The organism is Pseudooceanicola sp. HF7, from assembly GCF_011806405.1.
In the GTDB taxonomy this organism is placed as follows: domain Bacteria; phylum Pseudomonadota; class Alphaproteobacteria; order Rhodobacterales; family Rhodobacteraceae; genus Pseudooceanicola.
Genome location: NZ_JAATOW010000004.1, coordinates 79,056 through 103,737, shown reverse-complemented (window position 1 = coordinate 103,737; position 24,682 = coordinate 79,056). Strand labels below are relative to the sequence as shown.

Sequence of the window (24,682 nt, the reverse complement as noted above, 5' to 3'; positions counted from 1 at the left end):
AGCAAGCACTCCGCGTTTCTTTCGTTATGGGAATGCAACCAAGAGCTGAGAAAGCGAACCGTCCCGGCGGGGGAGGCAGGGCGCGAACCGCGCGGCTGCGGGGCCCGGCTGCGGTCGCGCACAGCCGGGCCGGGGCGTCAGCCTGCGGTGGCGGTTTCGGGGGTGTCGAAGGCCTCCCAGGCCTTGTAGGCATAGACCCAATCGGCGTTCTCGGGCTTCTTCAGCCATTCGTTCGCCAGGCTGCCCCGCTGCACCTTGGCCGTGCGGTCCAGCCGCGCTCCCTCATAGCGGGCAAGGGCGGCGGGCACATCGGCGGGGGAGGCATCCTTCAGCGCAAGGGCCAGCACCACGCCGTCCTCGATCGCCATGGTCGCGCCCTGGGCCATGAAGGGCACCATGGGATGCGCGGCATCGCCCATGATGGTGACATGGCCCCTGGACCAGGTCTCCATCGGTTCGCGCACATGCAGGGCAGAGCGCGTCACGGTCGTGCAGCAGTCCAGGATGGCGCGGGCCTCTGGGTGGAAATCGGCATAGGCGGCGCGCAGCTCTTCGATGTCGCCGGGCAGGGTCCAGCCCTCTTCGGACCAGTCGGTCTGCGGGGTGGTGGCAAAGACAAAGACCTCTTCCCCGCGCAGCAGCGGGAAGACCACCAGCTGACGGTCAGAGGTCGGCCCCCACCACTTGGTGAAACTGTCCAGGTTGGGGATGTCGCCGGCCACCTCGCGCGGGAAGACCGCGCGCCAGGAGACCAGGCCGGTGAACTTCGGGTGGTCCTCTCCGAAAAGGGCCTTGCGCACCAGCGAGTGGATGCCATCCGCGCCGATCACCAGGTCGAAGGCCTCCGTGCTGCCGTCTTCCAGAACAACCTCTGCGCCCTGCTCAAGGGGGGTCACCGTGCGCACCTGCGCGCCCAGACGCAAAACCCCCGGTTTCATGTTCGACTCAAGGGCAGTGATCAGATCGGCCCTGTGGATCGTGAGTTGCGGCGCCTCGTAGCGGTCTCCCTGCATCTCGAGGCGAGAGGTCTCCTCGCCCGTGTCCCAGGTTCGGCTGATCCGGTATTGGGGGCGTGCCGCGGTTTCTCTCAGCGCCTCTCCGATACCCAGGCCGTCCAGCGCGTGAACCGCGTTCGGCGTCAGGTTGATATCCGCGCCGATGCGCCCGTAAGAGGACGTCCGTTCGAAGATCGCCACCTCGTGGCCCTGCCGCGACAACGCCAGCCCCGCCACCAGGCCGCCCGGCCCACCACCACAGATACCGATCTTCAGCATGTCATATCTCCCGTATGTCCATATATGAACGATGTGTTCTTAAATGTATAAGGGCACAAAGCCACCAACCGCGCAAGCCTTCCGGGCGCCAAATCCCCTTTGTTTGCTGATTATTCAGGCCATGCGGCGCTGAAAGCGCGATTTTAGGTACCGATGGGTACTCTTTAGCGCGCGGCGCAGGTCGTGCTGCGCAACCACGAGAGAGGGAATCACCAGCAGCACGATGAAGAAGCCCAGGCCCAGCCCGTAGCAAAGCGTGACCACCATGGGCTTGAGGAACTCCGCCTGGGTCGACCGCTCGAAGAGAAGGGGCGCCAGGCCCAGGACCGTGGTCAGCGTGGTCAGCAGTACGGGGCGCAGGCGTTCGGCGGTGGCCTCAATCACGGCGGGGATGGTGGCGCGTGTCGCCAGCTTGTCCTGGAAGGCCGAGACGAGCACGATGGAATCGTTCACGATGATGCCGCTCATCCCGATCATGCCGACGACAGAGAAGATGGACATCGGCATGTCCCAGGCCCAGTGCCCCCAGACCACGCCGGTCAGCCCCACGGGCACCACGGACATGATCGTCAGCGGGCGCAGCCAGCTGCCAAGGACCAGCGCCAGGGTCATGTAGATGCCCAGCAGGCAGATGCCGAAGCCCACCGCAGCTTCGCTCAGGAAGGCCTGCTCCTGCGCCTTCAGCCCGTCGAACCGGTAACCGACCCCGTGGGTCCGGGCGATGCGCGGCAGGATGCTTTGTTCCAACGCGCCCAGGATTGCCTCTGATCGTGCGGCGTCTTCATCGCCGATCTCGCCGGTGACCCGGATCAGGTTCAGCCCCTGCTCACGGCGCAGCGCGGCGATGGCGGGAGCAGAGGAGACATCCACGACCTCGCCCAGGCGCACCCATTCGCCGGTGGGGGCCTCCAGGCGGATCTCGTCCAGGTAGGCGGCGGTCACGGTGCCCTCCGGCAGCTCGACCTCCACGCTGGCCTCGCGCGTGCCATCCACGTAGGTCATCACCTCAAGACCGGACAACCGCGCCTTCAGCTCGCTCGCCAGGCCCCGGCTTTGCAGGCCAAGCGCGCGGCCGTAGCCGTTCAGCGCCAGCGCGTGCTCCAGGCCGGAGAAGACAAGGTTGTCCTCCATCCCGGTGACTTCGGGATAGGCCTCCATCGCCTCCTGCAGGGCAAGCGAGGCCGCCTTCAGATCCTCCAGGTCCTGCCCGTAGAAGATCACGTCCAGGCTGTCCCCGCCCGGCCCGTAGCGCCCGGCCCGGAAAGCGAAGCTTTCCAGTTCCTCGGGGCGCTGCATCTCTGCTTCCAGCGCCTGCAGGAAAGTGTTGGGCTCATAGGGGCGCGCGTCGGCCTCTATCAGTTCGATGGTCACGGCAGCGATCAGATCGGCATCCTTGTCGTCGCCCGTGGCCAGGCCCCGGCCCGCCATCCCACCGACCTCGCTCAGGATGAAGACCACGGGATCGGCGCCGTACTCCTGCGTGAACCGGTCCCGCACGACAGTGGCGGCGCGGTTCATCTCTGCCAGCATCGCCAGCGTGTCCTCCCGCGTGGCACCGTCCACCATGGCGATGTTGAGCGACAGCGTGGGCGTGGAAGGGGCTGAGAAGAAGCGCCATTGCACATCGCGCTCCGCGATCATCAGCGCGGCCTGCAGGGTGGCACCGATGGCCAGCAGCAGGACCGCGTAACGCAGACGGATGACCCACTTCAGCAGCGGCACGAAGACATGCAGGCGCAGCCTGTCGAACGCGCGGGTGACCATCCGCGCCGGGGCCCCGACCCAGCTGCGGTCCAGCCCGTTCAGCCCATGGGCCATGTGATGGGGCAGGACCAGGAAGCATTCGGCAAGCGAGGCGACCAGCACGGCCGCGACAACCAGGGGGATCGTGGCCAGGAAGGACCCGAAATGCCCGGTGATGAAGGTCAGCGACAGGAAGGCCGCGACCGTCGTCACGGTCGAGGCCAGCACCGGCCCCAGCATCCAAAGGGCCGCGCGTTCGGCGGCGCGGGGGCGAGGTTCGCCCAGGGTCTTGGCGCGGAACTCGGTATGTTCCGCGACCACGATGGCATCATCCACGATGATCCCAAGGCAGAGGATCATCGCGAAGAGAGAGATCATGTTGACCGATTGCCCGGTCATCCACATCAGCCCGACCCCGGCCGCCAGCGACACCGGGATGCCGACCGCCACCCAGATCGCGGCAGAGGGGGACAGGAAGAGGTAGAGCAGCACCAGCACCAGCAGAAGGCCGAAGACCCCGTTTTCCAGCAGGATCTCCAGCCGGGCCATGATCTGTGCGGCCTCGTTGCGGATCAGGTCCACGCGCAGCCCCTCCGGGGCGGTCTCCAGGAACTGGTCGGCCACGGCGCGCACGGTCTTTTCGATCTTCAGGGAATCCCCGCCCGCGCCCCGTTCCACGGAAATGGAGACAGCCGCCCGCCCCTCAAGGAAATAGGCCCGCCCCGACCCGGCGGGGTCGCTTTCCACGCGGGCGATCTGGTCCAGCGGGATCGGGCCCTCACCGGTCTCCACCTCGATGGCGCGAATGGCCTCTGCGTCGCGCCGCTCGACCCCGGCGCGCAGGGTCGTGGCGCTTGTTTCCAGCCTGCCGGAGGCCGTCTGGCGCGCCTCTTCCAGCACGGCGGCAGAGAGGTCTGACAGGGTCAGCCCGTATTGCGCCAGGGCGGCGGGGTCCGCGATGATGGCGATGCGCGGCGCGGTCAGGCCACGCAGGCTGGCCTGGGTCACGCCGGCGCGCTGCAGGTCGGATTCCAGCTGCTCTCCGTAGCGTTCCATCTGGACGCGGTCGAAATCCCCCGAAAGCACCACGTCCAGCACCCGGTCGCGCCAGGTATTACGGGCGATCTCGGGCGTTTCGGCCCCGTCGGGCAGGGACGAGGCGCCGGGCATAGCGGCCTCCACATCCGTCAGAGCCTGGTTGAGGTCCCAGCCGGGCTCGAACTCCAGCTCGATCCGGGCGCTGCCCTCCCGCGCGGTGGCGGAAAGCGCGCTCACGCCATCCACCGCCAGCAGGGGCGGGCTTGCCACGGCAATGATCCCGTCATCGATATCTTCCGGAGAGGCATCCTCCCAGGTGACCCGGACCTCGATGCTTTCGGTGATGATGTCGGGGAAATACTGGGCGCGGATCTGGGTGACGGCATAAAGGCCGAAGATCAGAACCCCCAGCAGGAACAGGTTCGCCGCCGTGCCGTGACGGGTGAAGAAGCGCAGGATGCCCATGGTCAGTTCCGCGCGTCCAGACGCTGCACCAGGCGCCGGGGCACCTCGTCACCTTGCAGCAGTTCTACGGTGCGCGCCCGGGCGGGTTCGGGCATGTCCTGCGCGGCCTTCACCTGCGCGATCAACGCCGCGCGACGACTGTCATCCAGCTTGATCACGGCTTCGCCGGTTGCATCCTGGGTGCGGATAGACGCAGGGGCCGCGCTTTCCCGCCTGGTCTGGTCCGCCGCCTCCAGCTGCGGGGCGATCAGCAGTCCCGCGCCCAGTTGCGGGCTGCGCTCAATCACGTAGGTGAAGTCCTGCGGCGCGATGGCGACCTCTTCCCCGATCCGGCGAAGGACCTGGACCTGCCGGGTTTCCAGCCGGTTTTCGGCGTTGACCACCAGCACCTCTCCGGACAGCGACACCGCGCTGGCGGGCAGAAGCGTCACGTTCTCCAGCACCGGTTCGCGGATCCGGGCCAGCACGAACTCTCCGGGCAGGGGGCAGGGGCAGGCCTCTGGCGCGAGCCAGGCCACCAGCTGCCGGGTCGTGCCGACCTCTTCCGAGGCGGTCAGCGAGACGTGGTGTAACCGGGCCGCGTAGGCCTTGTCAGAGCCGGGCGTCGTCAGCGTGACCTCAAGATCCAGCAGGCGCCCGTCGGGGCTGGTGACGCGGGCGATCTCCTGCGCGGTCAGGTTAAGGCGCACCTCAAGGGCGGTGAGATCGGTGATCGTGCCCAGCTCCGCATTGGCGCTCAGCGCCTCGCCCACCACGGGGCGAGCGCCATTGTAGACACCAGATATCCCGGCGGTGAGGGTCAGGTCCTGAAGCGCGTCGCGGGCGGTGGAGACGTCCCGCCGGGCGTCTTCGATATCCAGTTCAAGCTGGTCCTCCGCCGCAGAGAGATTGGCCATCTCCGTCCGGCTGGCGGCCAGGCCCTGCTGGGCGGACAGAAGCGACAGGCGGGCAGTTTCCACATCGGTCTGCACCCCCGCGCCCCGGTCCAGCAGCGCGCTGAGCCGCTCGACCTCGGTCTGGCGGATCTGCACGATCTGCTCCTGGATGGCGATATCCTCTGCCAGGTCGGCCTGCTGGCGGCGGCTGTCCGTCAGCGCCAGCTCTGCCCGGCGCTGTGCGGCCTGGGCCGTGCCCAGCGTGGCCTCTGCCGCCCGGGTGTCCAGCTGCACCAGCATCGCGCCTGCCGTGACCATCCCGCCGTCCGTCAGGCTGGGGCCAAGGGCGGCGACGGTCCCGGCGGCGGGCAGGCGTAGTGTGGCGGTCGATCGGCTGGCCAGGCGGCCATAGGCGGTGATCGTGGGCTGGGCCGTGGTGGCAAAGGCACGCGCCACGTCCACTTCCGGTGCGCGTGCGGCCGCGCCACCAGGTCCCCCCGCGCTGCGCCCCATGCCGGGTGGCCCGCCCGCCGGCCCGCGCGCCTCTGAGCCTCCGCCAAGGCGATCGGCCAGCCGCAGGGCCTCTGTCGCGGCGAAGACACCGGCGCAAAGGGTCAGGACCAGCACGATGGCCAGCCGGAAGTAGATACGCATCCAATCCTCCTTGTTACCGGGTCTTTACGAAGATCAGGCATGGTTCCGTCGCATGTATTTCGCGGGAAAGGCAATTTTTTCTGCGCCCGATCCGTGCCTGCCCCATGCCGCTGGCCGGTTGAATGCCCGAAAAGGCACCCCGGATCAGAGGGCCGCATGGGCGAAAGGGTCGAAATGAATGCAGTGTTCATCTTGACAGGTCTGTCACTTTGACCGCAGATGCCCGCGACAGGATGAAATGCCAGTGCGAAAGGCGGGCCGGATGAGATCTTGGAGCGGAATGGCAAGGGGCGTGAGACAGGGGCGGCGCAGGCCCCCCTTGCGGGCGCTTGTGGTCCTGGCGGGGCTGTCGCTGCCCTTCGCCGGGCAGGCACAGGCGCAATCCGCTGAAACGGTCACGCCCTTTCCCGTCAGCACGGTCACGGTTGAGACCACCACCCATGCGCAGGAATACCAGCTGACCGGGACCATCGCCGCGCTGGATTCCTATTCCGCGGGCTTCCGGGACGGCGGTCGGGTGATCTCCGTCAATGCCGATGTCGGCGATGTGGTCCGCGCGGGGGATGAAATCGCCGCGGTCGATCCGACGCAGGCACAGGCCGGTTTCAACTCTGCCCAGGCGTCCCTTGATGCGGCCAACGCGGCGCTGGTGCAGGCGCAGCAGGCCCGGGATCGCGCCGCAAGCCTGCTTGAGCGTGGGTCGGGCACGCAGGCGGACCTGGATTCGGCGACGGAGAGCTTCCTGACGGCACAGGCGTCGCGGGACCAGGCAAAGGCCCGGCTTGAAGCCGCGCGCCAGACGCTGGAAGACACCGTGCTCACGGTGCTTCGGGACGGGATCATCACCGAACGCACCGCAGAGCCCGGGCAGGTCGTCGGGGCCGGACAGCCGATCGGCACGCTGGCCAGCCTGGATGGACGAGAGGCGGTCTTCTACGTGCCCAACGTCAGGGACCTGATGAACGTGAAGGGAGAGGACGTGACGCTGACCCCGCTCGAGGGCGGAGAGGCGCTGACAGTCCAGGTGACAGAGGTGTCGCCCGTGGTGGCCCCGAATGGCACCGTCACCGTCAAGGCAGAGATCCCCGCGGGGCAGGGGCGGCTTTACACCATCGGAGAGGCCGTCGTGGGCCGCATCGTGCTGGATCAGCCGCCGGGGATCACCATCCCCTGGCAGGCCCTGAACGCCGATGCCAGCGGCCCCGCCGTCTGGGTCCTTGATCCTGCCACCAATCGGGTCGCCCTTCGGCCTATTACCGTCGATGAATACCACAGCAAAACCGTGGACGTGGCAGAGGGGCTGAAGGACGGCGACATCATCGTCACCGGCGGCTCTCATGCGCTCTACCCAGACCGGCTGGTTGCCGTGAAGGAGGTCCCGTAATGCCCCGTTCCCTGACACGCCTCTGCGCGCCAGACCGCCTGCGGGCCCTGTCCTGCCTAACCGTCCTTGCGCTTGGGATGCTGGCTTCGCCGCCGGCCGCCCGCGCAGAGGAAGAGCGCCTGACCACCCAGGCCGTCCGCCCCGTGGTGACAGAGGTCATCACCTCTGATCCCACCCGTCAGCGCTATTTCCCCGGACAGATCAAGGCCGCCCATGAGACGGCGCTGGCCTTCCAGACCATCGGCCGCATCGCGGCGCTCAACGTCGCGCCCGGCGATACGGTCGAGAAGGAAGAGGTGCTGGCCAGGCTCGACCGGGTCTCCTTGCAGCAGGATCTGGAGGCGGCGCAGGCCACCGTCAGCTCTGCCAAGGCCCAGGCCGAATACGCAGAGACCAGCTATTCCCGCGCGATGACCCTGCAACAGCGCGACATCTCGCCGGAGGCCGCCGTTGAAGCGGCGCGCGCCAGCCGGGATTCGGCCCGCGCCTCGCTGCTGGCGGCGCAGGCCAGCCTTGCCAGCGCGCAAGAGGCGCTGAGCTACGCGACCCTGACCGCACCCAACGCCGGGATCGTCCTGCAAACACCGGTAGAGCAGGGCACCGTGGTCTCTGCCGGGACGACGGTGGTGTCGCTGGCCGATCTCGAGGGCCGCGAAGCGGTGATCGACGTGCCGGCGGAATTCATGACCTTCCTGCCCGCGGATGCGCTGTTCACGCTGACCGCGATGGAAAACACCGATCAGACCGTGCGCGCGCGGCTCAGCCTTGTCGAACCCGTGGCCGATGAAACCATGCGCGGACGCACTCTGCGTCTGACGCTTGAGGACGCGCCGCGACAGTTCCGCATCGGCAGCCTGGTCACCGCGACCTTCGCCGCCGTGGGGGATCCGATCATGACCCTGCCGCTCAGCGCCATCGCGGGCAGCGAGGACAGCCATTTTGTCTGGCGGGTGACGGAGAGCGGCGGCAAGCGACATGTGGAAAAGGTGCCGGTCACGCTGGGCTTTCAGGTTGCCTCACGGGTGGCCGTGAAAGACGGGATCTCTGTCGGAGACGAGATCGTGGTACGGGGGGCGCACTCCCTTGAAGACGGGCAGGAAGTCGGAGCACGCGTGGAATGAAGACCGGATTCAACCTCTCTGACTGGGCGCTGCATCACCGCTCCTTCGTCTGGTACATCATGATCATCTCGCTCGTGGCGGGGATCTTTTCCTACGTGTCCATGGGGCGGGAAGAGGACCCGAGCTTCGCCATCAAGGTCATGGTCGTCTCTGCCGCCCTTCCGGGGGCCACCGCGGAAGAGACCGTCACCCAGGTCACCGACCGGATGGAGAAGAAGCTGCAGGAGCTCGACACGCTGGATTACACCAACTCGGTGACCTATCCGGGCGTTTCGGTCGTCTACGTGAACCTGCGGGCCGATACGCCTGCCGACAAGGTGGACGGGATCTGGCTGCGCGTGCGCAACATGATGTCCGACATCGAAGGCGACATGCCCGAGGAATTCGCGGGCTTCGGCTTCAACGATGATTTCGGGGATGTCTTCGGCAATATCTATGCCTTCACGGCCGATGGCTACACGCCGAGGGAGCTGGAAAGCTACGTCGAGGATATCCGCACCGCTGTCCTGCAACTGGACGGCACCGGCAAGGTGGAGCTGGTCGGCGTGCGCGAACCGGTCGTGCACGTGGAATTCTCCAACACCCGCCTCGCGGCGCTTGGCTTGGACCGCGCCACGGTCCTGAACACCCTGGCAGAGCAGAACGCCATCGTCCCTTCCGGGATCATCCAGACGGGGCAGGAGCAGATCCTGATCCGCGTGTCCGGAGAGTTCTCTACCGCCGAAGAACTGGCCAATGCCCCCCTGCGCAGCGGGGATACCTATTTCACCCTTGGAGACGTGGCCGATGTGACGCCGGGCTTCGAGGATCCGCCCTCGGAGCTGATGCGCGTCAACGGCAAGGATGCGATCGGCCTGATCATCGGGATGCGCGATGGCGGCAACATCCTTGAGTTCGGGGAAGAGCTGGACAAGCTGGCCAATGACCTGGTCGCGCAGCTGCCCGTCGGCATCGGGGTGGAGCACGTGGCGAACCAGCCCCATGTGGTCGATGACTCCGTGGGCCATTTCGTGCGGGCACTGGCAGAGGCGGTGATCATCGTCCTGGCGGTCAGCTTCGTCTCTCTCGGCTTCCGGGCCGGGATGGTGGTGTCGCTGTCCATTCCGCTGGTGCTGGCCATGACCTTCGTCATCCTGGACATGATGGGCATCACCCTGCAGCGGATCTCCCTCGGGGCGCTGATCATCGCGCTTGGCCTGCTGGTCGATGACGCCATGATCGCGATCGAGACGATGATCTCTCGGCTGGAAGTGGGGGAAAGCCTGACAAAGGCGGCCTCCTACGCCTGGACCTCCATCGCCTTCCCGATGCTCAGCGGCACGCTGGTGACGGTGGCGGGTTTCATTCCGATCGGACTGAACTCCTCCCAAGCCGGGGAATACACGCGCTCGCTCTTCTACGTGATTGCCATTTCGCTGGTGCTGAGCTGGGTTGTCGCGGTGCTCATGGCGCCGGTCCTAGGTACGACATTCCTGCCCAAGAAGCTCAAGCATGAACATGCGCAGGCCGGGCGGGTGCGCCGGGTCTTCCGGAGCACGCTGATTCAGGCGATGCGCCACAAGTGGGTGACCATCGTGGCGACCGTGCTGGTCTTCGCGTCGTCGCTCTTCGGAATGCAATTCGTGGAGCAGCAGTTCTTCCCCACCTCTGACCGGCCTGAAGTGCTGGTCGATGTCACCCTGCGCCAGAACGCCGAATTCGGCGCCACGGACCGGGAAATCGCCCACTTCGAGGACTGGCTGGGCGAGCAGGAAGAGGTCAGCTACTGGTCCACCTATATCGGCCGTGCCGCGCCGCGCTTCATCCTGACACTGGATGCGCCGACGGCCACGCCGAACATCGGGCAGATCGTCATCATGACGCCGGACCTTGCGGCCCGCGACAGCCTGACCGACAAGATCCGCGCCTATGACGCGTCCCATTTCGATGCGGAGTTCTTTGCCAAGTTCCTGGAGCTTGGTCCGCCGGTGGGCAAGCCGGTGCAATACCGCGTCTCCGGCCCCAAGCCAGAGGTTCTGCGTGACCTGTCCCGGGATCTGGCGTCGCGGATCGCGGTGGATTCCCGTCTGACCTCCATCACGCTGGACTGGAACGAACCGATCCGGGTGGTCCGGGTGGTGCTGGACCAGGCGCGGCTGCGCCAGCTTGGCCTGACCCAGTCGGACGTGGCCAAGGCGCTGTACACCGTCTTCAACGGGGCGAGCATCACGGACCTGCGCCAGGGCGACAAGCTGGTCGATGTGCTGGCGCGCGGCGTCGCAACGGACCGCAGCTCCATCGACCTGCTGGAGAACATGCAGTTCGGCAATGCAGAGGGGCAGCCGATCCCGCTGGCCGCCTTTGCGCGGCTGGAATGGACCGTCGAACAGCCCGTCATCAACCAGCGCGACCGCGTGCCCACCATCACGGTGGAGGCCGCGGTGCTGGGTGAGGATCAGCCGGACACGATCGTCAAGGATCTGACCCCCGTGATCGAGGAGTTCCGCCAGTCCCTGCCTGCTGGCTACAAGGTGGTCATCGGCGGCACCGTGGAAACAAGCGCTGAAAGCCAGCAACCGATCCTGGCCGTGGTGCCGGTCATGGTGATGATCATGCTGACCCTGGTCATGGTCCAGATGCAGAGCTTCCGCCTGACCTTCGTGGTCTTCGCCGTTGCGCCGCTGGGCCTGATCGGGGTGGTCGCGGCCCTGCTGGCCACAGGGGCGCCGCTTGGCTTCGTCGCCCTGCTGGGGGTCTTGGCCCTGATCGGCATCCTGATCCGGAACTCCGTCATCCTGTTCCAGGAGGTGAAGGATCTGCTGGCGGCTGGGAAAAGCCGCTGGGATGCGATCTACCTGGCCTCCGACAGCCGCGCGCGCCCGATCCTGCTGACCGCGGCGGCGGCCTCGCTCGCCCTGATCCCGATTTCGCGCCAGGTCTTCTGGGGGCCCATGGCCGTTGCCATGATGGGTGGCATCGTCGTGGGCACGGTGATCACGCTGCTCTTCGCGCCGGCCCTCTACTGCGCGGTCTTCGGCGTGCGTCCGCCGAGCGAGGATGAGGAAGGCGCGCCCGCATGATCTGCAAGCTCGACCACCGCAAGGCCGTCGCGGCGCAGCGCCGCCAGCGCATGCACCAGCGCCTGGTAGAGGCCGCGATCCTCGTGGTGGCCGCACGCGGTCCCAATGAAACCGCCATCGATCACGTGGTACGGGAGGCGGGAGTGTCGCGGGGGACCTTCTACAAGTACTTCACCGGGGTGGAGGATCTTCTGCTGGAAGCCAAGCTGCGGCTGGGCGCGGAGCTGCTTGAGCTGGTGCTGGCCTGCGAGACACCGGTCGAGGATCCGGCAGAAGCGCTGGCGCAATCCATGCTGCGTTTCTTTGCCACCTTCGCGCGCTATCCGCTGATCGGGGAATTCGCCGCCCGCACCGGGCTGAACCCGCTGAATGATGATACATCGACCATGAAGGTGCTGCATCAGACCGTGCCGCCCATGCTGGCCGCAGGTATTGAGGCGGGGCGTTTCGTCGACATGCCGGTGCCCGTGGCCTTTGATTTCCTGCGCAGCGGGGTGGTCATGTCCTTCCGTCGCAGGCTGGCGGGGATGCCCTCTGACGGGGCGGAAACGACCGCGGCGGTTCTGCGCCTGCTCGGGGTACCGGCGGCGGAGGCGCTGGCGTTCTCCCGGATGCAGGTCGCGCCGCTGGAGGCCCCGGAAGACAGCCTGATCCACCGGGCGGAAATGATCCGTGCCGAGCGGCGGGCCGCCCCGCGCTGAGCGTTCAGAACAGCCCTTCGTCCTTGGCAATCATCGCGGCCTGGGTGCGGTTGGCCGCCCCAATCTTGCGGTAGAGCGTCTTGACGTGGAGCTTCACGGTGGGTTCCCGGATATCCAGATCACGGGCGATTTCCTTGTTGGACTTGCCCTGGGTCAGCCCCTCCAGGACCTCGTATTCCCGCTGGGACAGCTTCTCTGCCAAGGGATGGGCCGGGCGGTCCTCGCCGCCCCGCAGGAAGTCCAGGGGGGCGTATTGCTCTCCCATCGACATGAAGCGGACGGCGTTGACCAGCGACTTGGCCGACAGCGTCTTGGGCAGGAAGCCGGCCGCACCTGAGGCCAGCACCTGTTCTGCCACATCGCGGCTGGCCGTGCCTGAGATGATGGCGACCCTTTGCGCGCCTTCCTCTACCGACATGATCTCAAGCCCCTGCAGGCCGTTCATCCCGGGCATGGAGAAGTCCAGCAGGACAAGATCGAAGGGGGGATTCTTCCGCACCGCCTCAAGCGCCTCCGGGAAGGTCGCGGCGGTTTCGGTCTCCATCCCGCTTTCGGTCTCAAGGTAGAGGACCAGCGTGTCCCGCAGCAGGTCATGGTCATCCGCGATCAATATGCGCATCGTCTTCTCACTGGACTGCTCGCCGAAAGGGGCCGGAGCTATCCGTTCGGCTAGGCATGGGCCTGACACTAACGCGCGTCAGTCTACCGGGATTGTTTCGATTTTACGACTGTTTAATCGCTGCGAAAAGGTGGCCCGTGCAGCGAAGAAGAGAAGGTTTGATAGGCGGATCCTATACGAATGGATAGGATTTAGTGCCAATGCCCCTTTGCCCGTAAAACTATGTGGGGGTCACATCTTAACCAGGCTACAGGGACTTCTCCATGCCGATCCGTTCGAGACAGCCAGCCGCAAGCGTCACGTTGCCTGACCAGCCGCGTGCAAAGGGCCCTGTTCCCGCCTCCGCCGTTTTGTCATGGGCATTTACCCGGCGGCGTCTCCGCTTCACACTGGCGGTCGTGAGACCCGTGAAATGCCCCGCACGAGGGGAGGAGCAATGAGCCTGACAGATGACCCGACAGAGCGCGTGCGGCTCTGGACCCGGACCGGGGCGGCGATCCTGGTGCTGGTCTTCTGTACGGGTCTTGTCGGTGGCATGGCCCTGGTCGTCCTGAGAGAGATCAACTCGATCGGCTCATCGACTTCGGACAACCTGCAATGGAGTCTGGCGCAGGCCGATGTGGAGTTCATGCAGTTTCGCCTGGCGCTGGAGCGGGCCGAGGAAGATCCCGCCGCGCTGTCCGAGCTGCGCCCGCGCTTCGATATCTTCTACAGTAGGATCGACACGCTGGAACGCGGCGACGTCTACCAGACCCTTCGCGACACGCCTGATTTCCAGGTCTCCCGCGACCGCATCAATGAGTTCCTGGAAGAAACGGTGCCCTATATCGACGGCACGGACCAGGGCCTGCTGGCAGCCCTTCCCGAGTTGGAGGAGGCTGCAGACCAGGTAATGTCCGACGTGCGGAGGGTAACCCTGTCGGGGCTGCGCACCTTCTCGAACCAGTCGGTTGCCCAGCGGAAGGAAGTCATTGGCACGCTGTTGCGGCTGGCTGCCGTGCTTGCCGTGGTCCTGGCCGGGCTGATGCTTCTTGCGCTGGCTCTCTGGCGGCTCAATCGCCTGGCCTCGTTGCGCGAAGCCGAGGTGAAACGAACCGCCGGCCGCATGCGCACGATTGTCGAAACCTCTCTGGATGCGATCGTGCTGAGCGATGCACAGGGGCGGATCCGGGAATTCAACAGCTCTGCCCAGCGGATCTTCGGCTACAGCCGGGATGAGGCCCGGCAGGCGGACATGCTGGATCTGCTCTTCCCGCCGGCCAGCCGCGAGAAGATCGTCAAAAGCTCCAACCTGTACTTCCAGTCGTCCCGGCGTGACAGCCGCACCGATCCGCGGGGCCAGGAACATACGATCGAGGTGCAGGCCATGGCGCGCGGCGGGCGCAGCTTTCCGGCAGAGATGTCCTTTGATCGGGCGGACGGCGATGACGGGCCAGTCTACGTCGCCTACATCCGCGACATTTCCCGGCGCAAGGCGGCAGAGGACGGCCTGACCGAAGCGCGCGACCGCGCCCTTGCCGGTGAGCGTGCCAAGGCAGAGTTCCTGGCGGTGATGAGCCATGAGATGCGCACGCCGCTGAACGGGCTTCTGGGCACCATGCAGCTCTTGCGGGATCATGACCTGTCCCCGGCAGAGGCGGAGCTTCTGGCGCGGATGCATTCTTCCGGGCGGCTTCTGCTGGGGTTGGTGAACGACGTTCTGGATCTGGCCAAGTACGAGGCCGGCAAGCTTGTGGCAGAGCGGCGGCCCATGTCCGTCTCCCGCCTGATGGACGGGGTGGTGGCAACGATGGCCGCGCTTGCGGCAGAGCAGGGCAACAGCCTGACCTGGACTTGGCTGGGGCGGGAGGTGGACGCGATACAGGGCGATCCCCGGCGGTTGCGCCAGGTGCTGCTCAACCTTGTCGGAAACGCGGTCAAGTTCACCCGCGACGGGTCTGTCGAGATCGAGGTGGAGGTCGTGGGTTTCCGCAATCCCGAGCTGGAAATTCGCGTAGCTGACACGGGTATCGGCATTCAGGCGCGGGACCTCGACCGGATCTTCAACGATTTCGAAACCCTCGATTCCTCTTATGCGCGCCAGGCGGGGGGGACCGGCCTGGGCCTGGGCATCGCCAAGCGTCTTGCAGGGCTCATGGGGGGGGCGATGGGCGCGGAGAGCGAACCGGGGGAGGGATCCCTTTTCTGGCTTCGGCTGCCGCTGGAAAAGGCCGATCCGGCCTCTGTCATCGACGGGTTGGAGCGTACCGAGGAGGAGCTCGATGCGGCATGGCGGCGACGCGGCCAGCTTTCCGTTCTTCTGGTCGAGGACAACGAGATCAACCGTTTCGTCGCCCGCCAGATGCTGGAGGCGGCGGGTCATAAGGTGACCGAGGCTGCCGATGGCGCTGCGGGGGTCGAGAAGGCGGAACAGGAAAGCTTTGACGCCATCCTCATGGATATCTCCATGCCGGTCATGGACGGGCAGGAGGCCGCGCGCCGGATCCGGACGGGGGGCGGACCCTGTGCGGAAACACCGATCCTTGCGGTCACGGCCCATGCCCTGCCGGAAGAGGTGGCCCGGTTCCGCGACGCCGGGATGGTGCGTTGCATCTCCAAGCCGCTTCATCGGGCGGAACTGCTTGAGGCGCTGGCGGAAATCACCCTGCCGCCCTCGCGCAACGCGGCCGCGACCGTGGTGCCCCTGCGACCGGACGCGGCTGAAGGCCCGCCGTCCGAGCTGATCGACAGGGCGTTTCTGGACCGCCTGTGGCAGGATCTGCCGGAGCCGGCGCTTGAGGATCTTCTGGAACGCTTCCTGAAGGACATGGGCAAGGACATGGGCTGGTTCGCCGAGCAGACCCCGGAAAGCCCCGATCTTCGCCGCCGGGCGCACAAGGCGGCGGGCAGTTGCGGGGTATTTGGCCTTCTGGCGCTGCGCCGCAAGCTGGGCGACATTGAACTTGCGGAGAAGTCCGGCCAGACCCCGCGGCAGGAGCAGATCGACCAGCTTCCTGACCTATGGTCGCGCAGCCGGGCCGCCCTTCTTGAATGGTGCGCGCTGGCGCGGCAGAGCGACTGAACAGAGTTGATCCGGGAAAGGCCGATGCTTGACCTTCTGGTAAAGAAGGGTCTGGCGCTCAACTTTAGGGATTTTTCTGAAAGGATAATTGCCAAGATTGTTTCAAGGGTAAAAGACCTGTCCAAAAGGATAGGTCCCTCTCCCTTAGGGCATAGAACCTGTCCCCCCGTGAACGTTCCAAGGAGGCCCGGGTGGCGTAGAAGGGGCTGTATACAGCCTTCTTCGGCCACCACTCACGGACTACGCCCCAATGTCGCTTTTTGCCCTGACGGGCCACCTTTCCACCTGCCTTAAGGTGCCCTGCACGTCGAAGGGCGCCCTGCGCCTTTCCGTGTTGCTGGCCCTCTTCGTGGCGGTCGGTCAGCTGGCCCCGGCAGAGATCGGCCAGGCGGCGTTGGCCCTTGCCGTATCAGAACTCCTGCGCGCCCTAGCGGCCTCCGAGGCCCCGGCCCGTGTTCTGACGGCGAGGGCAGAGGCCCTTGAAGAGGTCTGTATCGGCATCCGCCGAGAGCTGCGCCTGCGTTGCCGGGGACTCGCGGGTCTTCAGCTTGGCATGGCCGGGCTTTTGTGGGGCACAACGGGGCAGGGGACGGTCCCGTTGCTGCTTGCGCTGCTCTCGGCGGAGCTGCTTTTCGTGCCGGGCGATCAGTTGCGCCAGGCGCTCATGGAACGGCGGGGCGACGAGGCAAACTGCCGGGCGAACCGGCGTCGCTCTGCCCTCCTCGCTAACCTGTTGACCGTGCTGGCACTGCTGGCATGGCCTTCTGTATTTGCCCTGATCCTGCCCCGCGTCCTGCCCATTCCGCTGCGTGCTGTCTTGCCCTGCGCGCGCCGCGCAGGCGCTTTGGCGTCCGAAGGCTTCGTGTCCTGCGCCAGCGCCCATGTGACCCAGCCCGTCCTGGCGCTGGCCCGTGTCCTCCGCCTAGAAGTGGACAAGATTGCCGTGGGTATTTTCCTGGGGATGGAGATTCTGGGCGTCTACGTGATCGCCCTGCACCTGGGCCGCGCCATGATGCGCCTGATGCAGAGCCTGTCCAGCCAGGCGCCGCTCAAGGACGGCTTGCGTGCCGGCATGGTCCGACTATTCGGCATCACCCTGCCTGGCACGGTGCTGCTGTCCCTTCTGGTGACGCACTTCCTGTCCTGGTCGGCTCTGGAATGGCTTGTCGCCCCAAGTCCGGCCATCTTCCTGGTCTTCGCGCTGGCGGCCCTGCCCACCGCCCTTTGGGAGGTGGCCTGCGAAGGCCTGCCCCAGGCCCGGCAGATCCCGCTGGAATTCGCCATGTCGCTTGGCATGGCCGGGGCGCTGTTCGCCAATATCGCGCTGTTGTCGCCCTACGGTCTTGGGGCCATCGTCCAGGGTTACCTGATCACCGCGCTTCTGGCCCAGGGCGGCGCCAGCCTTGTGGCGCTGCTTCCGATTCTGGCGCGGACGCGGTCCTCCCTCCAGTCGGAGGCGTTCTGAGATGGCCCGTAACAGTGACGCCCCTCGGTTCTCTGTCATCCTGCCGTGCCTTGATGACGGTCGGCTGCTTGAACGGACGATTGAAAGCCTGAGGGCCCAGACCTTCAAGGATTTCGAAGTGCTTCTGGTCGATGCGCTCAGTCATGACGGCACCGCCGGGATCATGGATGGTGCCGTGGCAGCCGACCGACGCTTCCGGGCATTCCGTGGCCCAAGCCGCAATTGTGCAGCCGCCCGAAACATGGCCCGGGGGCTGGCGCGCGGCGATTTCCTGGCCTTCTGTGAGCCGGGTGACCTGTTCGAACCACACAAGCTGGCCATCCTGGATCAGGCGCTTTGCGACTCCACGGTGGATGGAGCTTACGGCGAGGTCCTTCCACTCGGCGCGCGCCGTGGCCGGGCCTTCTACGTTCTGCCAGACACGGACCTGAGCATCGGCCAGCTTCTGGGGGCGAACCCCCTTGTCACCCTGTCCAACCTCTGCGTGCGGCGCGGCGCCTTCCTTGCCACGGGCAGCTTCGACACCGGGCTCGCCCATGGGGATGAGCTGGAATGGTTGATCCGGCTGGTCGGGCACGGCTTCCGCATCACCCCGGTCGAGGCGCCCCTGACACGCTTCGGGCGGGCGGGGAAGCTTGCCCCTGTCGATTTGGACAGCCTGCGGGGTGGGCGTGCGGCAAGCCTGCGTACGGCTGCGCGATACGGCGTCCACCCCACTCCGGCCGATGAGGCGATCCAGCTGCGTAGTTTGGCCTGGAGCGCGCTGCGGCAGGGCAGCCACGGGTTCAGGGCCCTGGGCATTGCCCTGGACGGCCTGCGGATCAGCCCGCGTGGCTTCTTTGCCCAGCCTGCCACGGCGATCATGACCCTGGCGGGGGGCCTGGTTTCTTCCGTGTTGCCGCCCGGGCTCAGGCGAGTTCTCTTCACGATCTGACAAGCCCCGGCCGCCTCGCTCTTCCACCCCTCCGATCTTCCGCTTTGCCGACCAGAAAGGACAAAGCCATGCCCCGCGTTTCCATCATTGTCCCGGTCTGCATCACCGAAGCCGGCTTCGGCGACACGCTGCGCAGCTTGCTGGCGCAAAGCTATTCCGATTTCGAGATCATCATTGTGAATGACGGTGAAGGTGATCAGGTGGATGCCGTGGCAGAGGTTTTCCTGGATCCGCGCCTGCGTATCCTGCGGCAGGAAAAACGCGGCATGGCCGGGGCGCGCAACACGGGCATTTCCAAGGCGCGCGGGCGCTACATCGGGTTCTGTGAGCCCGGCGACCTGTGGCAGCCCTGGAAGCTTGCCGATCACGTGGTTCACCTGGATGCGACCCCGGATCTGGGTGTCAGCTTCTCGGCCTCTGCGCCGCTTCGCGGCTGCGATGCCTTGTGCGATCCCTTGCGCGAATGCGGGGCGCAGGTTGCGCGCCCGCTGCCGTCCGGCCCCATCGGCGCAGCGGATGTGATGCAGCATGACTTCATCGGGCGCTCCACCCCGGTCTTACGCCGTGAGGTCCTGCGCGATATGGCCTTCCGCCGGGCGCAGGAAGACGCGCGGGACTGGTACTTCGATGAACGCCTGCGCCACGCGGAGGATACCGAGTTCTGGCTGCGCCTGCTGCTGGAGACGCGCTGGAAAATCGCGGCGGTGGAGGGCGTGTCTGCGCGCCATCGTGTGAAATCCCCGCGACAGGCGGCCGGTATCGACGTGCAATATGCCTACTGGATGCGCGTGATGCGCCGGTTGACCCCGCAGGCCCCCGAGTTCTTCCACGAAAATCTTCCGGCGGCCCATGCCTACAAGCTGCGCCGGCTTGCCCGACAGGCGGTGCGGTGCGGGATCGCTGAGGACGCCCTTCCGCTGGCCGTCGAGTCCGTGAAGACCTCGCGCCGTCCCCTGCTGGAAGACCCGCTGGGAACCCTTGGCACGCTGGCCGCTGCCTGGGTGCTTCGGGCCGGCGGAGGCGAGCTTCTCATGCGGCTTTTCGCCCGGAGGCACGGCGTCTCACGCTCCTGAGCAGGGCCAGTTTACACGAGATCTTCAGTTTCAAGGATCGCCGGGCTGCCTGGCGGGTTTTCCCCACAAAGCCTGCCAATGCACATCTGTGCCAGCCTGGCCAACTCGGCCCGGAACGTCGGTTCCGGGCCCTTTTTGTACCGGGGCGCGATAATCGGCTTCCCGTTCAAGGTCGTCCTTGTCAGGTCGTTCAGTTTTTATTGAACGTTCTGAATAAATATGCCACTTAGGATCCATGAGCGACGTGGCGATCGAGAAATTCATTGAGACGATGGGCAGCCTAGCCCAGTCAGAAGGCGGGACCCGGATCGCTGGCCAGATCCTGGGGTATCTTGTCGTAGAGGGCGAACCGCGCACCCTGACGCAGATGACCGAGGCGCTGAGCATCTCAAAGGCGTCGGCCTCGACGAACGCGCGGCTTCTGGAAAATCGCGGGCAGTTGCGCCGGGTGTCTCAACTGGGTTCTCGCCAGGACGCCTGGGAGGCCGTTTCGAACCCCAATCGCGATGTCCTGGCGACAGTGGCCACACGGTTCCGCAAGAGCGGCGAGGCCATCGGCGAGGCCGCGGCAGCCTTCCCGCCCGACCGGGCAGAGGCCCGCAGCCGCGTTGTTCACCTGGCCGATTTCTATTTCAATTCCGCCGAATTCATTGAGGAATGGATCTCCAACCTGCCAGACAGGCAGGAAGAGAATGCCTCTGACCTGTCCACCGATCATGGCGCCGCTAAGTTCACCGGCTGAGGGTGCCCAAGGATTCAGACCGACATGACCGAAGAGACTCCGAAATCGCCAAGCAAACCCGACTGGGCCCTCAACAAGCGTGAACGCAAGGCGCGGGAGCGCGAAGAGGCAGGCCTGCCGCCCAAGAAGCGGCGCGGTTGGCTGGTGCTGGTGGTTCTTGTCATCCTGGTCGGGGCAGGGGGCTATGTTTTCACCCAGACTCAGGGGCAGGAAGTTGCAGAGACGGCAGAGCCTGCAGAGAACCGGATCGTCCTGCAACTGACCCGCGCGGAACTGCTTGAGATCCAGCCGACACTGCTGCGCGATACCGTCAAGGTGACCGGCTCCCTCACCCCCTTGCGGCGCGAACATATCTCTTCAGAGGTCACGGGGCGGCTGGAACAGGTCTTCGTTCGCGCGGGCGACAGGGTGGAAGAGGGCGACCCGCTGATCCAGATCGACGTGGAGACATTGCGCAACCAGCTGGAACAGCAGCGCGCCACGGCAGAGGCAACCCGGGCGCAGCTTCGCCTGGCCCAGAACCAGCTGGACCGGACGCAAAGCCTGGTGAACAGGGGGCTGACGGCCTCTTCCGAGCTTGAGCGCGACCAGGCCCAGGTGGATCAGCTTCAGGCCAGCCTCAAGGCGCAGGAACAGCTTGTCGCGACGGCCGAAAGCTCCCTGGATCATGCGGCGATCACGGCGCCCTTTGCCGGTGTCGTCTCTGAACGATCGGTCGATCCGGGCGCCTATGTTTCCCCCGGCACGGACCTGCTGACGATTGTCGACCTGACCCAGCTTGAGTTCGAGGCAGCAGCCCCTGTGCGCTATGCCCCCACCATCAAGTCCGGAATGGCGGTGGAGCTGACCGTCGAGGGCGTTGGCGACACCCAGTTCGCCGGAGAGGTGAGCCGGATCAGCCCGGTGGCCATTGCCGGAACGCGGATGCTTCCGGTCTTCGTACTGATGGACAACGAAAATGCGCTCCTGCGCGGGGGGATGTTCGCCTCTGGCCGGCTGATCATCGATGAAAAGCCCGGCGCCATCGGCGTGCCTTACGGGGCGGTGCACGAAGATGCCGCGGGCAGCTATGTGATGAAAAAGGTCGATGATCTGGTCGAGCGCCAGGACATCGAGATCGCGCGCAACTGGGATGGCGGCCGCATGATCGAGATCGCGGAGGGCCTGCAGCCGGGGGACGTGATCGTTTCCGAGAACCTGGAGCAGCTGCGCCCGGGTGCGGAAATCCAGATCGTCGGGGAGTGAGCAGATGTTCCTGACCCGCATCTCCGTCAACCAGCCGGTCTTTGCGACGATGATCATGGTCGCCATGTTCGTCATCGGCCTGTTTTCCTACCAGCGCCTGCCGGTCGAACAGCTGCCCAACGTGGATTTTCCGATCGTGGCGGTCGTCGTGTCCTATCCCGGGGCGACGCCGGAGGCCGTGGAAAGCGATATCATCGAGCCGATCGAAGAGGCCGTTTCGACGCTTTCAGGCCTCGATTCCATTCAGAGCACGGCCCAGGCCAGCGCCGCCATGGTCCTGCTTCAGTTCGACCTGGAGATCGACAGCGCCTCGGCGTCCCAAGAGGTGCGGGAGAAGGTCTCTCAGATCTCGGGCGATTTCCCGGATGCCGCCGAAGAGGCGCAAATCCTGCGCTTTGATCCCAGCGAAATCCCGGTGCTTTCCATCGGCGTGTCCTCCGACACGCTTTCGCCCGGCGCGCTGACCCAGTTGACCGAAGACGTGATCGCGACCCGCTTTGCCAATCTGAACGGGGTTGGGCGCGCCTCTGTCGTCGGTGGTCTGCCGCGAGAGGTGCAGGTCCAACTGGACCCGGATCGCCAGACTGCGCTTGGCATCGGCGTGGTCGAACTGACAGGCGCGGTCAGGGCGGGCAACCTTGACCTGCCGGCGGGCAGCGTGACGGAAGGAAGCTTCCAGCAATCGGTGCAAGTCGAAGGCCGGATCGAGCTGCTGCGCGACTTTGATGACATCATCATCGCCCGCCGCGGCGGCCAGCCCGTGCGCCTTGGCGATGTAGCCGTCATCGGAACGGACCTGGCAGAGCCTGACTCCCTCGCCATGCTCAATGGCCAGCGTGCCCTGGCCGTGGACGTCGTCAAGACCCAGGGGGCCAACACCGTCGGCGTGGCAGAGGCCGTGCGCGAGGATATCGCCAAGATGTCCGCAGAGCCGCAGTTCGAGGGCGTGAAGCTCGAGGTATTGCGTGACAATGCCAAGCCGGTGGAGCGGAGCTTTGACTCCGTGCAGTCCATGCTGGTTGAAGGGGCGTTCCTGGCGACCGCCATCGTTTTCCTGTTCCTGAACTCCTGGCGCTCGACCGTGATCACCGGGCTGACGCTGCCCATTGCCGTTATCGGTACTATGGGGGTGATCTACTTCCTTGGCTTCACGCTCAACATGATGACGATGATGGCGCTTTCCCTCTCCGTGGGCCTGCTGATCGACGATGCGATCGTGGTGCGCGAAAACATCATGCGCCACCTGCACATGGGCAAGACCCACAGGCAGGCGGCACTGGAAGGCACCAAGGAAATCGGGCTGGCCGTTTTGGCCACGACACTTTCGATCTGTGCCGTCTTCCTGCCCGTGGCCTTCATGGAAGGCATCATCGGGCGGTTCTTCCTGCAATTCGGCGTGACCGTCTCTGTTGCGGTTCTGATCTCGCTCTTCGTCTCCTTCACGCTGGACCCGATGCTGTCGTCCGTCTGGTATGACCCGGCGGCGGAACCCGATGCCAAGCGTGGCCCCGTCGGGCGCGCCGTGGCGCAGTTCGATCGGTTCTTCGACTGGATCGGCCGGGGCTACGAACACCTTCTGCGCTGGTGCCTGCGCCGCCGGGTGGTGACGCTGCTGGTGGCCCTTTTCGCCTTCGTCGGCGGGCTGATGCTGTTCCCGGTGGTCGGGGCGGAGTTCGTACCCCCGGCAGACAATTCCGAGATCCAGGTGGAGCTCAAGACGCCGGTGGGCACGACCATCGACAGGACCGCCGACAAGATCGCTCAGGTCGATGCGCTGCTCAGGGAATTCCCCGAGATCACGGCGACCTATGCCACGGTCAACTCCGGTAGCCAGAGCGGCGATAACGTGGCCACGGTCTATGCCCGCATGACAGATCCGCAGGATCGCCATGTCTCTCCGGCAGAGCTGACCGGTCAGGTCCGTCAAGCGCTGGCAAGGATCCCCGGCGCCAAGTACACAGTTGCGGCGGATGCCGGCCTTGGGGGCGTTTCGGCTCCGATACAGGTCAAGATCCGCGGTGACAACCTGGATGTGCTGGAACGGCTTGCCGATGAGTTCGCCGCCTCCATCCGGGACGTGGAAGGGCTGGTCGATATCCGCACTTCTCTTGATGACCCGCAGCCCACCCTTGCGATCCGCCTTGATCGGGAGGCCGCATCAGACCTGGGTGTCACGCTCAGCCAGGTCGGGAACGCGCTGAACCCGATGCTGGGGGGAACGACCGTCTCGGACTGGGTGGACCCGCAGGGCAAGAGCCTGGACGTAGTCGTGCGGCTGCCCGAAAGCTACCGCGACGACCCAAGCGCCCTGGGCGCGCTGCCGATTGTTTCCACGCCTGACGGCAGCGGGGTGGTCCGGCTGGACCAGATCGCACAGGTCGTGCGCTCCGAGGGGCCGGGCGAGATCACGCGCGAAGACCGGCAGCGTTCGGTCAACGTGACGGCCAACCTTGATGGCAAGAACGTGGGCGAGGTGACCCCGGCGCTCAACGCGAAGATCGCGGAACTCTCCGTGCCCGTCGGCTATTCCATCGGCATGGGCGGGGATGCAGAGGACATCGCGGATACGACCTCTTCGGCCGCCTCGGCCCTGCTGCTGGCAGTGATCTTCATCTACCTGGTGCTGGCGTCGCAGTTCGGCAGCTTCCTGCAACCACTTGCCATCATGTCCTCTTTGCCCTTGTCGCTGATCGGGGTGATGCTGGGTCTGCTTATCGGTGGGTCAACGCTGAACATGTTCTCCATCATCGGGTTCATCATGCTGATGGGGCTGGTGGTGAAAAACGCGATCCTGCTGGTCGACAATGCCAATCACCGGCTTGCAGAGGGTCTGCACCTCTTTGATGCCTTGGTGGTCGCGGGACGCACGCGGTTCCGACCGATCGTGATGACGACCCTTGCGATGATCTTCGGCATGCTGCCCATGGCGCTCAACATTCACGGGGGCTCTGACCAGAACGCACCGATGGCCCATGCGGTGATCGGCGGGCTGATCTCATCCTCGCTTCTGACACTGGTCGTGGTGCCCGTGATCCTGACCTATTTGGACGGCCTGGGAAAACGGGTGGTGCGATATCTGCCCAAGGCCCCTGACCACGCCTAGGACATGATCAGGGCCACCCCTGCAAGCCGGGCCCTCTTGTGGGCACGGTATCTGCGCGCAGGTCAAGCCGGCCGGAGTGCGTGAATTATGCCAAATGCGGGGTACTCCGGCACGGATAGTTACCCC

15 protein-coding genes are annotated in these 24,682 nt (G+C 65.6%); 11 read left to right on the top strand and 4 right to left on the bottom strand.

Annotation, left to right across the window (positions count from 1 at the left end; genetic code table 11):
- Positions 1-137: 137 nt before the first annotated feature.
- From HCZ97_RS03290 to HCZ97_RS03280, 3 genes are all read right to left on the bottom strand, one after another.
- A complete protein-coding gene (locus HCZ97_RS03290; protein ID WP_167687248.1) occupies positions 138-1,274 on the bottom strand; it encodes an FAD-dependent monooxygenase in 1,137 nt (378 codons plus the stop codon).
- 114 nt (positions 1,275-1,388) lie between these two features.
- A complete protein-coding gene (locus HCZ97_RS03285) occupies positions 1,389-4,520 on the bottom strand; it encodes an efflux RND transporter permease subunit (RefSeq protein WP_167687247.1) in 3,132 nt (1,043 codons plus the stop codon).
- Positions 4,521-4,522: 2 nt separating this feature from the next.
- Complete coding sequence (locus tag HCZ97_RS03280) at positions 4,523-6,049, bottom strand: efflux RND transporter periplasmic adaptor subunit (RefSeq protein WP_167687246.1); 1,527 nt, start codon at positions 6,047-6,049, stop codon at positions 4,523-4,525.
- A gap of 292 nt (positions 6,050-6,341) precedes the next feature.
- On the opposite strand from HCZ97_RS03280, the gene HCZ97_RS03275 reads away from it, so the two are divergent.
- The 4 genes from HCZ97_RS03275 to HCZ97_RS03260 are packed head-to-tail and all read left to right on the top strand — an operon-like array spanning position 6,342 to position 12,314.
- Positions 6,342-7,433: an efflux RND transporter periplasmic adaptor subunit gene (locus HCZ97_RS03275; protein WP_217701715.1), complete on the top strand. Its 1,092-nt coding sequence runs from the start codon at positions 6,342-6,344 to the stop codon at positions 7,431-7,433.
- Entirely contained in the window at positions 7,433-8,554 is a 1,122-nt protein-coding gene (locus HCZ97_RS03270; protein WP_167687244.1) for an efflux RND transporter periplasmic adaptor subunit, read from the top strand. Before HCZ97_RS03275 ends, HCZ97_RS03270 begins: the two co-directional genes overlap by 1 nt.
- The gene (locus tag HCZ97_RS03265; protein WP_167687243.1) at positions 8,551-11,613 is read left to right on the top strand and encodes an efflux RND transporter permease subunit; all 3,063 of its coding nucleotides are present in this window, start codon (positions 8,551-8,553) and stop codon (positions 11,611-11,613) included. The genes HCZ97_RS03270 and HCZ97_RS03265 overlap by 4 nt, the downstream gene beginning before the upstream one ends.
- Complete coding sequence (locus tag HCZ97_RS03260) at positions 11,610-12,314, top strand: TetR/AcrR family transcriptional regulator (protein ID WP_167687242.1); 705 nt, start codon at positions 11,610-11,612, stop codon at positions 12,312-12,314. The genes HCZ97_RS03265 and HCZ97_RS03260 overlap by 4 nt, the downstream gene beginning before the upstream one ends.
- 4 nt (positions 12,315-12,318) lie before the next feature.
- On the opposite strand, the gene HCZ97_RS03255 is transcribed toward HCZ97_RS03260, so the two are convergent.
- A complete protein-coding gene (locus tag HCZ97_RS03255; protein ID WP_167687241.1) occupies positions 12,319-12,933 on the bottom strand; it encodes a response regulator transcription factor in 615 nt (204 codons plus the stop codon).
- Between the two features lie 436 nt (positions 12,934-13,369).
- On the opposite strand from HCZ97_RS03255, the gene HCZ97_RS03250 reads away from it, so the two are divergent.
- The 7 genes from HCZ97_RS03250 (at position 13,370) to HCZ97_RS03220 (ending at position 24,556) form a co-directional block, all read left to right on the top strand.
- On the top strand, positions 13,370-15,994 hold the full coding sequence (locus tag HCZ97_RS03250; RefSeq protein ID WP_167687240.1) for an ATP-binding protein: 2,625 nt from the start codon (positions 13,370-13,372) through the stop codon (positions 15,992-15,994).
- A 250-nt stretch (positions 15,995-16,244) separates the two neighbouring features.
- Entirely contained in the window at positions 16,245-17,459 is a 1,215-nt protein-coding gene (locus tag HCZ97_RS03245; protein WP_167687239.1) for a hypothetical protein, read from the top strand.
- A gap of 1 nt (position 17,460) precedes the next feature.
- Positions 17,461-18,393 carry a glycosyltransferase family A protein gene (locus HCZ97_RS03240; protein ID WP_167687238.1) on the top strand — a complete coding sequence of 311 codons (933 nt, stop codon included), beginning with the start codon at positions 17,461-17,463 and terminating at the stop codon, positions 18,391-18,393.
- A gap of 68 nt (positions 18,394-18,461) precedes the next feature.
- On the top strand, positions 18,462-19,466 hold the full coding sequence (locus HCZ97_RS03235; protein ID WP_167687237.1) for a glycosyltransferase family 2 protein: 1,005 nt from the start codon (positions 18,462-18,464) through the stop codon (positions 19,464-19,466).
- A 235-nt stretch (positions 19,467-19,701) separates the two neighbouring features.
- The gene (locus tag HCZ97_RS03230) at positions 19,702-20,208 is read left to right on the top strand and encodes a GbsR/MarR family transcriptional regulator (protein WP_175581629.1); all 507 of its coding nucleotides are present in this window, start codon (positions 19,702-19,704) and stop codon (positions 20,206-20,208) included.
- Between the two features lie 24 nt (positions 20,209-20,232).
- On the top strand, positions 20,233-21,453 hold the full coding sequence (locus HCZ97_RS03225; protein ID WP_167687236.1) for an efflux RND transporter periplasmic adaptor subunit: 1,221 nt from the start codon (positions 20,233-20,235) through the stop codon (positions 21,451-21,453).
- A 4-nt stretch (positions 21,454-21,457) separates the two neighbouring features.
- Positions 21,458-24,556, top strand: a complete 3,099-nt coding sequence (locus HCZ97_RS03220; RefSeq protein ID WP_167687235.1) for an efflux RND transporter permease subunit — start codon at positions 21,458-21,460, stop codon at positions 24,554-24,556.
- The last annotated feature ends 126 nt before the right edge of the window (positions 24,557-24,682 follow it).